Origin of the sequence: Enterovirga sp. CN4-39, from assembly GCF_049446235.1 — a bacterium.
Classification (GTDB): domain Bacteria; phylum Pseudomonadota; class Alphaproteobacteria; order Rhizobiales; family Beijerinckiaceae; genus Enterovirga.
In genome coordinates this window covers 71,301-84,701 of the sequence record NZ_JBMSEF010000013.1, presented here as the reverse complement: position 1 = coordinate 84,701, position 13,401 = coordinate 71,301, and the positions used below count along the sequence as shown (strand labels likewise).

The following is a 13,401-nucleotide window of genomic DNA, read 5'->3' as shown; positions in this document are numbered from 1 at the left end:
GAAGCTACGCGGTGACGCGATCCGAGCGCCGGGCGCTCTGCTGGAAAAACAGCGCCTGGCTGATCACCGCCGAGACATGGGCGGGCTGGAAAGGCTTTGCGATCAGGAAGGCCGGCTCCGGCCGCTCGCCCGTCAGGAAGCGCTCCGGGTAGGCCGTGATGAAGATGACCGGGACCTCGAAGGTTTCCAGGAGGTCGTTGACGGCATCAAGGCCGGAACTGCCATCGGCAAGCTGGATGTCGGCGAGGATGAGGCCGGGCCGCTTCTTCTCGGCCAGGGTCAGAGCCTCGGCGCGCGTCCGGGCCACACCCGTGACCTGGTGACCCAAGCCCTCCACCAGCGACTCGAGGTCCATGGCGATGAGCGGCTCGTCTTCGATGATCATGATCTCGGTCGCGATATCGGCCGCGAGTTCGCGGCCGGCCTCGTCCACCAACTGGCGGACACGGTCGACATCGGTGTCGAGGATCGAGGCCGCCTCCTCCTCCGTGAAACCTTCCAGGCTCGACAGCAGAAAGGCTTGGCGCGGGAGAGGCGTGATCTGGCCCAGGCGAATCTCGGCCGGAAGATCGCGGGCGATGTGCTCGTTCTCGCCGTTCACGGCGAGGGAATTCCAGATCCGGGTATAGATGGTGAACAAGGCGACTTTGACGTTCTGGCTGCCTCCGATCATCCCGGGGTCGCTAACCAGGGTCTCGAGGGTCGCGGCCACGTAGGCGTCGCCCGCGGCCTGGCTGCCTGTCAGGGCACGCGCGTAGCGGCGGAGATAGGGCAGGTACTGCACGACAAGCTGTGCTGCGGACATCCAGTGGCCTCTAACAAAAAATTTGCGAGCCGTTAGGCGGGCTCGTAGACAATCGCCCGGCAACCCGCAAGGTTGCGAAAAGTTCCAGGGCTCCAGGAACCGGGCGGCTCCAAGAGCGTTGAACTGCGATTTTTTCGTCCTGATGTCTAAAGAGGTTTTTCATGGCGGGCTCGCCGAAGCGGGAGGCCAAAAATCCCGGAGCCGCAACCAAGCAGGGCAAGCCCGAGAGTCGTCAGCATAACCCGGGACTCGATCGGGTCATCCAGGCTCAGATCGGAGACAAGCTGCGCTCAATGTATGGCGAACTGATCGAGCAGCCCGTGCCCGATAAGTTGACGGCCATCCTGGAGCGGCTCGGAACCGGGAAGAACGGTGACGGCGCGTGATCCCCGCCACATAGGAGGTGACCGAGCGCCGCTTGTAGTCGGCGCCCGGCCTTTCAGACGTTAGACCGTCGGGGATCGCCCGCGCAGAAGCCCGACGACCGCCGAGATCGCGAAGAGAACGATCGCGACGAAGAAGATGAGCTTGGCGATCTCGACCGCGGTGCCCGCGATCCCGCCGAAGCCGAACACCGCCGCCACGAGCGCGACGAGCAGGAAGGTCAAAGCCCAGCCAATCATGTTATTGCCTCTGTCTGTGCCGCGAGGCGGCGATGGCAATAGAACACTCAAGCTATAGGCGAGTTCCCGCGCAGCTTGGCCGGAAGCGTAAACGGGCGTCATTGCCCGCGTATTCTTGAAACGGCCGCTCACTCGGCGGCCGCAGGCACTCCGTCGGGCCTTCGTTCCCCGTCGCTCCCGAGCACGCGGTCCGCCAGGGAGAGAGGCCCGACCACCATCATGACGTAGTCGAACTCGCCGGGATTGTCGTTCGCCATCAAAAACTGGAAGTGCATCCGGAATGGCTTGAAGAGTATGGACTCGTAGGTCTTCGGCGAAAGGATCTCGCGGAACTTGGGGGACCTGATCACCGGGTTGTAACAGGCGGCCGGCTCGAGGCGGAGCCCGAGATCGGTAACCGGATTGAACCCGGCGAAATTCAACCAGTCCTGCGGGGCCTGATATTCGACCCAGAGGACGCCCGGCGCACCGATGATGCGGGCGATGTCCTCACGGCACCGCTTCGCTCGCGGGTTCACGGCAACCAGAGGCAGGCACGAGCCCATGGTCAGGAGGGAGACGGCAGGACCCGCCCGGCCAAGTTCAGGCTCGCGCTGGAGCGCGCGGGCCATCACCTCGACCGCCATTACTGCACCGGAAGAGTGTCCGACGATGAGAACCTCGTCCGCCTCGGCGGCCCGCACGATCTCGACCACGCGCGCTGCGAAGCTGTCGACCCGCCCCTCGTAATCGGCCCTGAGCCCGGTGCCGTGCTGCCAGTTGAAGACCCAGTCGTGCATGAGGTGCCAGACGAACCAGCGCTGGCCGAGCGGATATGTCAGCCTGAACACCCCGAAGGCGATCGCGACGGTGGCGATCCAACCCACGATGGGCGGGATCGGGACCGCGAGCCCGGCGAGCGCAACCAGGCCCCACCCGACCCCAAGCCCCAGAACCAGACTCAGCAACACCATCAAGGGCGGGTAGACGGTCACTCCGCCGAACTTCCAGTTCAGGCGCCAGAACCGGACCATCATGCCGGTCGCGATCACGTAGAGCAGCGCGCCGAAGAGCGTGACGATGGCGAGCGGCAGCGGCCGCGCGAAATCTCGATGGACGATGTCGTCCCAGCGCAGCACCTCGAAGGTCGTCGTCGTGCGCCAATCCTCCCTGGCGACGTTCAGGTTCCAGCGCAGCCCCCACGGGCTATCGACCTTCTCGACCGGCGAGATCGCCCGCTCGGCGAAGCCGAACCGCTTGGCGTACCGGATCAACTCCCGCACCAGGAGCATCCGGTAGCGCGTCTCCGCCTCCGGGTCGTAACCGGGAACGTAGACGACGTGGCGGCGCTCGACCCGTGGCCCCCGGGGTCCGTCGAGAGACCTGTCCGGGGGTGTGTAGGAGAGTGACTTCGGCATGCCTGCTCGATTAAGCGGGCGGCGGTTCCGTTCTGTCCACAATGAACACTCGGCACCGGTCCGGGAGACCTTCAAGGCCGCGACTTGCAATTTTCCCGGTGTCCAGTAAACCCCGCCGCCTCCCGCGTAGCTGCTTCCAGGACAACGATTGCCCTCTTGCAAAGGGCAGAGACGGCTTTGGCTCGCGGGCAATAGTGCTCCCAGGGTCAGCCCGAAAGTCGGGCATGTCTTGGGGAAGGAGCACGATCGTTAAGTTGTGCGCTTTATGTACCACACGCTGGGATGGCGGCGCGCGGCTTGGGGCAAACCGTTGAAGCAGCTACCCTGGGCGTCTAAGACACGCGCTTCTGTTAAGAACAACTCTATGCGGAGTCCGGTTAGTGCGAAGGACTGAGCAGCGCCAGGATGTCGTGGTTGTAGGCAGGTCCTGCCGTCTGCCCGGCGCTTCGTCTGTCGCGCAACTCTGGGCGAATCTCCTCGAAGGCCGCTGTTCGGTCACTGAGATTCCCGACGATCGCTGGTCGAAGGAGAAGCACGGCCATCCGCGCCCGAAGGAGCCGGGCAAGGCCTATACGTGGCGCGCGGGCGTCCTCGACGATCTCTGGAGTTTCGATCCCGCCGTGTTCGGGATCTCTCCCCGCGAGGCCGAGCAGATGGACCCGCAGCAGCGGCTGCTGCTCGAGCTCACCTGGGAGGCCATCGAGGATGCCGGCCTTCCGCGCTCGAAGCTTGCCGGCCGCGACGTCGGCGTCTTCGTCGGCGCGTCCTCGCCCGAATACACGATCATCCGCAACACCGACATGGCCGGCGGCGATGCCTACACGGCCACGGGCGGCGCGATCTCCATCATCTCCAACCGCATCTCGCACGCCTTCGACTTCCAGGGGCCGAGCTTCACGGTCGACACGGCCTGCTCCTCATCCCTCGTCGCCCTGCACGAGGCCATGCAGGCCCTTCAGAGCGGGCGCATTGACACGGCGATCGTCGGCGGCATCAACCTCCTGATGAGCCCCTTCGGGTTCATCGTCTTCTCGCAGGCCTCGATGCTGTCTCCGGACGGCCTCTGCCAGACCTTCGACGCCAAGGCGAACGGCTATGTGCGCGCCGAGGGCGCGGTGGTTCTGGTTCTCCAGACGGCCGAGCGCGCGCGGCAGGACGAGACGCGCATGTATGCCCGGATCGCGAATTCGGGCGTGAACTCGGACGGCCGGACGAACGGCATCGCCCTGCCGTCCCGCTATTCGCAGGGCAAGCTGCTGCGGCAGCTCTATGGCGAATCCGGAATCTCGCCGGCGCAGATGGCCTTCGTCGAAGCGCACGGCACCGGCACCCGGGTCGGCGACCCGATCGAGGCCTTCACCATCGGCGAGGTGCTGGGCAAGGGCCGCCCTGCCCCGCTGCCGGTCGGCTCCATCAAGACCAATATCGGCCACCTGGAGCCCGCCTCCGGGCTCGCCGGAATGCTGAAGGCGATGCTCGCGCTCGAGCACGACCTCCTGCCGCCCTCCATCCATTTCAGCGAGCCCAATCCCGAAATCCCGTTCGACGAGCTGAACCTCCGGGTCGTCACGGAGCCGACCCGCCTCGCCCGGACGGACGAGCCCCGCTTCGCCGGCATCAACTCCTTCGGTTTCGGCGGCACCAACGCCCACGCCATCATCAGCGACGCGCCGCGGGTCTCGGACCGGGCGAAGCGGTACACCGGCGGGACCGACCGCTTCGCGATCACGGGTGCGAGCCGCGCCGCCGTGCTCGACCTCGCGCGCGACTATTCCGCCCGGCTGGCCTCCGCCACGCTGGACGAGGCGCAGGAGATCGCGGCCGCTGCCGTCCACCGGCGCGAGCTGCTGGGCGAGCGCATGGTCGTCGACTGGCGCTCTCCCCGCGACCTCGCCCGCAAGCTCGAGCGGATCGCGGACAAGGAAGAGGACGTCCCCGGTTCGGCCTGGGGCACGGTAACGGAGACGGACGGACCGGTCGCCTTCGTGTTCTCCGGCAATGGCGGGCAGTGGCCCGGCATGGGCCGCGCGGCCTACGCCACCAATCGCCACTTCCGCGAGGGCCTGGACGAGGTCGACTCGCTGTTCGACAGCCAGTTCGGCTGGTCGGTGACCGAGGCGCTCTTTGCGAGCGATCTCGAACAGCGGCTTCCGCTGACGCATGTCGCCCAGCCGCTCATCTTCTCCATCCAGATCGCCACCGCGCGGGCACTGGCCGCCCAGGGCATCACCCCGTCCGTCGTGCTCGGCCATTCGGTCGGCGAGATCGCGGCCGCCGCCGTGTCCGGCGCCGTGTCGCTCAAGGACGCCGTCCGCATCATCCACGCCCGCAGCGCGCACCAGGAACTGGCGCGCGACACCGGCCGCATGGGCGTGATCGTCGGCGCCCTGGAGCAGGTTCAGGCGATCGCCGCCGAGTTCGAGGGCGTGGAGATCGCGGCCTACAACTCGCCGCGCACCTTCACGCTCGCCGGCCCCACCGACGAGCTGAAGAAGCTCGGCCAGGCGGCCCGCAAGCGGCGGATGGTCTACCGCCAGCTCGACCTCGACTACCCGTTCCACTGCGCCCTGATCGACTGCGTGCAGGAGCCGCTCCTCCGCGACCTCGAGGGTGTGCGGGGCACCGAGACCAGGATTCCCTTCGTCTCGACCGTCACCGGCGAGGTGCTGGACGGAACCACGCTGGACGCGGAATACTGGTGGCACAATGTGCGCGAGCCTGTCCGCTTCGCGCCGGCAGTCGAGCTCGCGGCGCGCAACGGCGCCCGGATCTTCATGGAAATCGGGCCGCGGAGCGTACTGCTTTCCAACATCAACGAGACGCTCGAGCCGACCTCCCTGCCCTTCTCGGCGCTCGGCGTGCTGGAGAAGAAGGACGAGGCGGAGCATACGGACCCGATCCGTCCGGCCGCGATCAACGCCTTCGTCAAGGGCGCCGCGATCGACGTCGCCAAGCTCTTCGGCCCGGAGCCGACCTCGCCCGTGTCGCTGCCGCTCTACGCCTGGCAACGCAAGGAATTCCGCGTCCAGGCTTCGCCCGAGGCTGTCGGCTTCACGCTCGACACGCGGTGGCACCGGCTGATCGGCGGCCGCAACACGCATGACGGCACCGAGTGGACCGGCCAGCTCGACACGACCCAGGTCCCGGAGCTCGGCGACCATGTCGTCGGCGGGCAGCCCATCCTACCGGCCGCCGCCTTCATCGAGATCGCGCTCTCCGTGGCGAGGGAGTGGTTCGAGACCGAGACTGCAGCCGTTCTCGACATCGACATCTCCGTGCCGCTTCAGCTCGAGCGCGAGCGCGCCAAGGAGATCAAGGCGCGCCTTTCGCCGAACACCAACACGGTCGAGATCCTCAGCCGCGCCCGCCTGTCACGCTCCGGCTGGCAGCTCCATGCCGTTGCCCGCACTACGCGCGGCGAGGAGGAGCCGATCCGCAAGACGCTCCCGGCCGAGGCGGGCGAGGTGATCGGCCCCGAGGCGATCTATGCCGCCGCCGAGGCCGTTGGCCTGCATTACGGGCCCGAATTCCGCCTGCTGAAGTCCGTGACCCGCGTCGGCGACAAGGCGATCGTGGTCGAGCTCGAGCCCTCCGCCGCCCATGGCGACTACCGGCTCGATCCGGCGCGGCTCGACGCCTGCTTCCACGGGCTGTTCGCTCTCTTCTCCAGCCTCGGCGCCGAGCGCCGCGGGACGGCCTACCTCCCGGTCCGGTTCGGCCATATCCGGCTTGCGCGCTCGGGGGCCCTGCCCGCCAAGGCGCTGATCGAGATCACCCGCGCCGGCGAGCGCTCGATCCTCTCCGAATTCACCCTGTTCGACGCTGACGGCCAGCCGATCGGCGCGCTGAGCGAGGTCCGGTTCCAGGCCGCGCGCGTGCAGCGCGGCGCCCTGCTCGCCGAGCGGGCGCTGCTGATGAACGCCGTCCCCGGCGACAGCAAGGTCGTCGGCCGCAAGGGGGTCGGCACCGACACCCAAGCCCTGCTCGAGGGCGCCTCCCGGCTCGGGCTCGCGCTCGGCGATGTCGCCGAGGAGAGCCAGGAGCAGCTTCTCCTGGAGGGCTGGGCGACCTCGGCTTCCTATGAGATCGCACGGCTCATCGACCCATCGCTGACCATCACACGCGAAAAGCTTGCCTCCTTCCCGGCCGAGACCGCGGCCTGGCTGGCTACCATCCTCCACTCGCTCGAGCTGAGCGGGCTGGCGACCCCGAATGATGACGGCTGGGTGCTCGCGAAGGCCGCCAAGCTGCCGGACCCGGCGCTCGTGCTCCGCACGGTCGTCGGCGAAAGCCCGGCCCGCTCGGCCGAGATGCTTCTCGCCTCCGCCATCGGCGCGACGATCCAGAATGGCGAGTTAGACGCAGAGTCGGCGCTCTCTCCGGCATCGGCCACGATCGACGGGTTCGAACTCGGCGGCGTCTCCGTGCGCGGCGCAAGCGAGGTCTTGGAGAGGCTCGCAGACGAGGCCAAGCTCTTCGATCTCGACGGTCGCGCCCGCAACGTCCTTCAGATCGGCTACGGCCCGCTTTCTCACGCGCTCAAGCACCTCGCCGATGCGGACAGGATCCGCCTGACGGTGTTCGAGCCGGACGCACGCCGCCTCGAGCGGGCCCGCCTGGCCCTCGGCGGTGGGCATGGCCTGGCACTGGTCGAGACTGCCGACGAACTCGGGCAGGAAGCCTTCGATGTCGCGCTTGCGGCGGAGCGGCTGTACCGGGTCGGGCCGGCTGCCCTCGGCAAGCTGCGCGAGGCCATCGCGCCCGGCGGCCTCCTTGCCGCAATCGAGCCGCTTCCGTCCCATTTCCGCGACCTGACGCTCGGCATGAACTCGGGCTGGTTCGACACCACGCTGTCGGCCGAGTTCCCGGTCAGCCCGCTCCAGAACGAGGAGGGCTGGACTGCCGCCCTCCAGGCCGGCGGCTTCGCCGAGGTCACGGCGACCGCCATCGAGCTCGGGCGCGAGGCGGCGATCCTGCTCGTCGCCGAGCCCCCGCGGGCGCATGCGGCTCCCGCCGTTCCCGAGCGCAACATTCGGATCGAAACGACGGCCCTTGGTGCCGACGCCGACCTTCCCACAAGCCTCGACGCCCTCCTCGCGATGGATGGCCACAAGGTCGACCTGCGCCTTCCGGGGGCAACCCTCCCGGCGAGCGGCGCGAACACGGATACCGTGCTGTTCGTGGCCAACCCTGCTCCTCCGGCGAAGGGCTGGACGGAGGCGGACCTCGTCCAGGCGCTCTGCCTCGAGCTGAAGGCCTGCGCCGAGGCGGCCTCCCAGGAAAAGGCCGAGCTGTGGATCCTGTCGGCCTCGACGGCTCCGGGAGCCGCGCTGGCGGATCCCGTCACGGTCGCGCTCCTTTCCTTTGCGCGGACGCTCGCGAACGAAACGCCGAACATCGCCATCCGGCGGGTCTCGGCTTCATCCGAACTGTCGCTCGAAGCGATCGCGGAGGCGATGCGCTGCCTGATGGCGGCAGAGCAGACGGAGACGGACTTCCTGATCGCGGCCGATGGCGTGCGCGTCCTTCGCGTGGAGGCGCTTCCTGAAGGCGGCTCCGGGCTGACGGCCGGCGCGGCCCGGCTCGAACGGGGCGTCGCCGGCGGCCTCGCTGGCCTGTCCTGGATCGGAATCGACCGTCCCTCCGCTGCTCCTGGCGAGGTGGAGATCGCCGTCGAGGCGACCGGTCTCAATTTCCGCGACGTGATGTGGGCGATGTCGCTCCTCCCGGACGATATCCTCGAGGACGGCTTCGCCGGCCCGACCCTCGGGCTCGAATGCGCCGGCACGGTGATCCGCGTCGGCGAGGGCGTCACCCGATTCAAGGCCGGCGACCGCGTCATCGCCTTCGCGCCATCGGCCTTCGCCACGGTCGCGGCCGTGCCGCAGAACGTCGTGGCGAAGATCCCCGAGGGGGTCGAGACCGAAGCGGCGGCGACCATCCCGGTCGCCTTCCTCACCGCCTATTACGCGCTGATCACGCTTGCCGGCATGCGCCGGGACGAGTGGGTGCTGATCCATGGCGCGGCAGGCGGCGTGGGCCTCGCGGCCGTGCAGATCGCGCAGCATCGCGGCGCCAAGATCATCGCGACCGCCGGCTCCCGCGAGAAGCGCGAGCTGCTGCGCTCGCTCGGCGTCGAGCATGTCCTGAACTCGCGCTCCTCGGCCTTCGCGGACGAGATCCGCGACATCTGCCCGGACGGCGTCGGCATCGTGCTGAACAGCCTGGCGGGCGAGGCGATGGAGCGGGGCCTCGGCGTCCTGAAGCCGTTCGGGCGCTTCATCGAGCTCGGCAAGCGCGACTATGTCGCCAATACCCGGATCGGCCTGCGCCCGTTCCGCCGCAACCTCTCGTATTTCGGCGTGGACGTGGACCAGCTCCTGTCCGACCGCGATCGCGCCTCGGAGATCTTCGGGGAGATCATCGAACTGTTCGAGGCGGGCGCCTTCAGGCCGCTGCCCTACCGGGTCTATCCCGCCGGCGAGACGGTCGACGCCTTCCGGCTCATGCAGCAATCCGGTCATATCGGTAAGATCGTGCTGCGCCCCCCGACCGAGCCGGTCGCCGTGTCGGGCGAACCGGATTTCCGCTTCGACCCCGAGCGCACGCACGTTCTCACCGGCGGCTTCGGCGGCTTCGGGCTGGAGACGGCGCGCTGGCTGGCGGATCGCGGCGTGAAGCATCTGGTGCTAACCGGCCGCAACGGGGCCGCGACCCCCGAGGCGCAGGCCGTGGTTGCCGAGCTGCGTGATCGCGGCGTCGACGTACGCCCAGTCGCCTGCGATGTTGCGGACGAGGCGAGCGTGAAGTCGCTCCTGACGCAGATCCGGGCCGAGATGCCGCCGCTCGCCGGGATCATGCACGCCGCGATGGTGCTGGAGGACAGCCTGATCGCGAACATGACCGAGGAGCAGTTCGCCAGCACCCTTCGGCCCAAGGTCACGGGCGTCGGCCATCTCGATCGGCTGACCCGTGGGGACAAGCTCGACTACTTCATCCTGTTCTCTTCCATCACGACCTTTGTCGGGAATCCGGGGCAGGCTGCCTATGTGGCCGCCAACGGCTACCTGGAGGGCGTCGCCCGCAGCCGCCGCCAGGCGGGTCTTCCGGGGACGGCCTTCGCCTGGGGCGCGATCGGCGACGTGGGCGTCCTCGCCCGCCAGAAGGGGCTCGCCGAATCGCTGGCCAAGCGCGTTGGCGTGAAGGCGATGCCGGCTCGCGAGGCGCTGGACCTGATGGCGCAAGCGCTCGCGCGCGATCCGGCAAACGTGAACGAGGCCGTGATGGCGGTCGGCTCGCTCGACTGGTCGGCGGCGCGACGCCTGCCGGCCCTCGCCTCGCCCACCTTCGCGGCCCTGGTCCGCGAGGGCGGCGCGATCGAGTCGAGCGACCGCAAGACGATCGACCTGCGGGCGCTCGTCGGCTCGCAGGAGGCGGATACGGTCCGGAAGCAAGTGATCGAGGTCATCGTCGAGGAGATCGCGACCGTGCTCCGCGTCCCCAAGCAGGACGTCGCGCTCGGCAAGCGGTTGTCGGAGATCGGCCTCGATTCGCTGATGGCGATCGAACTCGCGACCGGCCTTCAGGACCGGTTCGAGCTGAGCTCGCCCCCAAGCGGCTCGGTCGGGGCCCTGACGGTCCCCGGTCTCGCCGAGACCATCATCGCCTCCGTTCATTCCGGCGCGCCGGACGACGAGGCGCGCGTCACGCAGGCCCTTTATGACCGTCATGCCGGCGCCGAGGTCGACATGAGCGTGGTTGCCCCGGTACTGGAAGTCGTTCAGGCGGACGCACAGTCCCGGAGAGGCTTGCTGCAGTGACAGAGGACAGGGGTGGCGGCCTCTCGGCTGAAGACCGAGAAGCCCTCTTCGCCCATGTGAGCCGGCGGCGGGCGAGCGCCCCCGCGCCGCGTGTCGGGCCGGCCTCGATCGCCGCTCCCGAGGGCGCGACCGATTTCACCACGCTGCCCGGGTTCAAGGAGCTCCAGACCCAGAGCACCTTCGCGGCGATGATCGGGCTGGAGAACCCGTTCTTCCGCACGCACGAGCGGCGCGCCGGGGCCGAGACGCTGATCGGCAACCGCACGCTCTCCAATTTCTCGTCCTACGACTATCTCGGGCTGAACGGACATCCGGAAGTCCAGGACGCCGCTAAGGAGGCGATCGAGCGCTACGGCACCTCGGCATCCGCGAGCCGGCTCGTGGCAGGCGAGCGGCCGGTGCATCGCGAGCTGGAACGTGCCCTCGCGGAGGTCTACCAGGCCGAGGATTGCGTCGTCCTGGTCAGCGGCCACGCCACCAATGTCGGCGTGATCGGCCAGCTCGTCGGCCCGAAGGACCTGATCGTCCATGACGAGCTGATCCACAATTCGATCGTCGTCGGCGCGCAGCTCTCGGGCGCGCAGCGCCGCTCCTTCGCCCATAACGATCTCGACGCGCTGGAGAAGCTGCTGGTCGCGAGCCGGCGGCAGTACCACCGCGTCCTGATCGTGGCGGAGGGCCTCTATAGCATGGACGGCGACTGGCCCGACCTTGCCCGGCTCGTCGACCTGAAGAAGCGCTTCGGCGCCTGGCTGATGATGGACGAGGCGCATTCCCTCGGCGTGCTCGGCAAGTCCGGCCTCGGCATCTGGGAAGAGACCGGCATCGACCCGCGCGAGGTCGACATCTGGATGGGGACGCTCTCCAAGACCCTGTCCGGCGCCGGCGGCTACATCGCGGGATCGGCCGCCTTGGTCGAGTACATCAAGACCAGCGTCGGTGCCTTCGTGTTCTCCGTCGGTTTGTCCCCGCCGGTCGCCGCGGCCTCCCGCAAGGCGCTGGAGATCATGCTGCGGGAGCCCGAGCGCGTGGAGCGCCTGCACCGCAACGGCAAGCTCTTCGTCGAGGTTGCCAGGGAGCATGGCCTGGACACCGGCACGGCCGCCGGCACCGCGATCGCGCCCGTGATCCTGGGCGAGTCCCTCAAGGCCGCGATGCTCTCGAACAAGCTTTCGGAGCGCGGCTTCAACGTAATGCCCATCCTCCATCCGGCCGTGCCGGAGCGGCTGGCGCGCCTCCGCTTCTTTATCACCTCCGAGCATACGCCGGAGCAGATCAAGGAAGCGGCCCGCGTCACCGCGGAGGAGATCGCCGGGCTCGCCGGGACGACCGAGGTCCTGCAGAACCTCGCCAAGTCCTTCAGCTGATGGACGGGCCGCCTGGCGCAGCCTCGCCGGCAGCCGAGGCCTTCATCGCTCGCGTCCAATCCCGGGACGCCCGCATCGGCATCATCGGGCTCGGCTATGTCGGCCTGCCACTCGCGCGCGCAGCAGCCGAGAAGGGTTTTCGCGTCGTTGGGTTCGATATCGATCCGGCAAAGGTCGAGCTGCTCAATGCCGGCGGCTCCTACATCAAGCAGGTCGAGGCCGCGGCGATCGCCGGCCTCGTCGGGCGCGGACTCTTCGCCGCGACGGCCGATTTCGACCGCCTGGCGGAGGTGGACGCGATCCTGGTCTGCGTCCCCACGCCCTTGGGCAAGCACCGCGAGCCGGACCTCACCTTCATCGAGCGGACGGCCGAAGCGATCGCCCCGCGCCTCAAGCCCGGCCAGCTCGTCGTCCTCGAATCCACGACCTACCCCGGCACGACCCGCGACGTGATGCGCCCGATCCTGGAGCGGGGAGGAATGGGCTCCGGCCAGGATTTCTTCCTGGCCTACTCGCCGGAGCGCGAGGATCCCGGAAATCCCGAGTTCGGCACCTCCGCGATCCCGCGTGTGGTGGGCGGCGATGGTTCGGATGCCCTGGCGATGGCGGTCTCTCTCTACGGCGAGATCGTCGTGCAGGTGGTTCCGGTCTCGTCTCCCGAGACTGCCGAGGCCGTGAAGCTCACGGAGAACATCTTCCGCTCGGTCAACATCGCGCTCGTGAACGAGCTGAAGGTCGTCTACGCCGCGATGGGGATCGACGTCTGGGAGGTGATCGAGGCCGCGAAGTCGAAGCCCTTCGGCTTCATGCCCTTTTATCCCGGGCCGGGGCTCGGCGGGCACTGCATCCCGATCGACCCCTTCTACCTGACCTGGAAGGCCCGCGAGCACGAGATCGCGACGCGGTTCATCGAGCTCGCCGGCGAGGTGAACTCGGCCATGCCCGGCTACGTCGTCGAGCGGCTCGCAGCGGCGCTCGACCGGCAGAGCGGCCGCGGGCTGAACGGCGCGAAGGTCCTGCTCCTGGGCGTCGCCTACAAGCGCAACGTGGACGACCAGCGCGAGAGTCCCGGCCTGCGGCTCATGGAGCTCCTGGAGGCCCGGGGTGTGATCGTCGGATACCATGATCCTTGGATCCCGGAGATCAGGCCGACACGCGATCACCCGACACTCACCGGCCGGCGCTCGCTCGACCTCTCCCCCTGCGCCATTCATGCGCAGGATGCCGTCCTCGTAGTGACGGACCATGACGCCGTCGACTACAAGCTGGTGGCGAGCCATGCGCGCCTCGTCGTCGATACGCGCAACGTTTTCGGCCGCCTCGGGATCTCGGCGCCAGGCATCGTGAAGGCCTGAGGCGCCGCGGAAAACTCACGCTACATCAAGGCCT

General features: G+C 68.3%; 7 protein-coding genes. 4 read left to right on the top strand and 3 right to left on the bottom strand.

Annotated elements, in window-relative coordinates:
- Positions 1 to 4 precede the first annotated feature (4 nt).
- Positions 5 to 805, bottom strand: a complete 801-nt coding sequence (locus tag ACO2SS_RS19825) for a response regulator (protein WP_423279505.1) — start codon at positions 803 to 805, stop codon at positions 5 to 7.
- 161 nt (positions 806 to 966) lie between these two features.
- On the opposite strand from ACO2SS_RS19825, the gene ACO2SS_RS19820 reads away from it, so the two are divergent.
- Positions 967 to 1,191 (top strand): NepR family anti-sigma factor, encoded by a 225-nt coding sequence (locus ACO2SS_RS19820; protein WP_423279504.1) that lies wholly within the window; start codon positions 967 to 969, stop codon positions 1,189 to 1,191.
- A gap of 60 nt (positions 1,192 to 1,251) precedes the next feature.
- Here ACO2SS_RS19820 and ACO2SS_RS19815 read toward each other — a convergent pair whose 3' ends face one another.
- Together ACO2SS_RS19815 and ACO2SS_RS19810 are read right to left on the bottom strand one after the other, a co-directional pair.
- Complete coding sequence (locus ACO2SS_RS19815) at positions 1,252 to 1,428, bottom strand: DUF1328 domain-containing protein (RefSeq protein ID WP_171220317.1); 177 nt, start codon at positions 1,426 to 1,428, stop codon at positions 1,252 to 1,254.
- Positions 1,429 to 1,556: 128 nt separating this feature from the next.
- Complete coding sequence (locus ACO2SS_RS19810) at positions 1,557 to 2,825, bottom strand: alpha/beta hydrolase (protein ID WP_423279503.1); 1,269 nt, start codon at positions 2,823 to 2,825, stop codon at positions 1,557 to 1,559.
- Positions 2,826 to 3,205: 380 nt separating this feature from the next.
- Here ACO2SS_RS19810 and ACO2SS_RS19805 point away from each other — a divergent pair, with 380 nt between their 5' ends.
- From ACO2SS_RS19805 to ACO2SS_RS19795, 3 genes are read left to right on the top strand one after another with little or no spacing between them, the layout of a single operon-like run.
- A complete protein-coding gene (locus tag ACO2SS_RS19805; protein WP_423279502.1) occupies positions 3,206 to 10,645 on the top strand; it encodes an SDR family NAD(P)-dependent oxidoreductase in 7,440 nt (2,479 codons plus the stop codon).
- Positions 10,642 to 12,012 (top strand): aminotransferase class I/II-fold pyridoxal phosphate-dependent enzyme, encoded by a 1,371-nt coding sequence (locus ACO2SS_RS19800; protein WP_423279501.1) that lies wholly within the window; start codon positions 10,642 to 10,644, stop codon positions 12,010 to 12,012. The genes ACO2SS_RS19805 and ACO2SS_RS19800 overlap by 4 nt, the downstream gene beginning before the upstream one ends.
- Positions 12,012 to 13,367, top strand: coding sequence for a nucleotide sugar dehydrogenase (locus ACO2SS_RS19795; protein ID WP_423279500.1), 1,356 nt, complete (start codon positions 12,012 to 12,014; stop codon positions 13,365 to 13,367). The genes ACO2SS_RS19800 and ACO2SS_RS19795 overlap by 1 nt, the downstream gene beginning before the upstream one ends.
- Positions 13,368 to 13,401 lie beyond the last annotated feature (34 nt).

Excerpts from the sequence above, each read along its gene's own strand:
- ACO2SS_RS19825 (WP_423279505.1), bottom strand. The coding sequence starts at position 805 with ATGTCCGCAGCACAGCTTGTCGTGCAGTACCTGCCCTATCTCCGCCGC.
- ACO2SS_RS19820 (WP_423279504.1), top strand. The coding sequence starts at position 967 with ATGGCGGGCTCGCCGAAGCGGGAGGCCAAAAATCCCGGAGCCGCAACC.
- ACO2SS_RS19815 (WP_171220317.1), bottom strand. The coding sequence starts at position 1,428 with ATGATTGGCTGGGCTTTGACCTTCCTGCTCGTCGCGCTCGTGGCGGCG.
- ACO2SS_RS19810 (WP_423279503.1), bottom strand. The coding sequence starts at position 2,825 with ATGCCGAAGTCACTCTCCTACACACCCCCGGACAGGTCTCTCGACGGA.
- ACO2SS_RS19795 (WP_423279500.1), top strand. The coding sequence starts at position 12,012 with ATGGACGGGCCGCCTGGCGCAGCCTCGCCGGCAGCCGAGGCCTTCATC.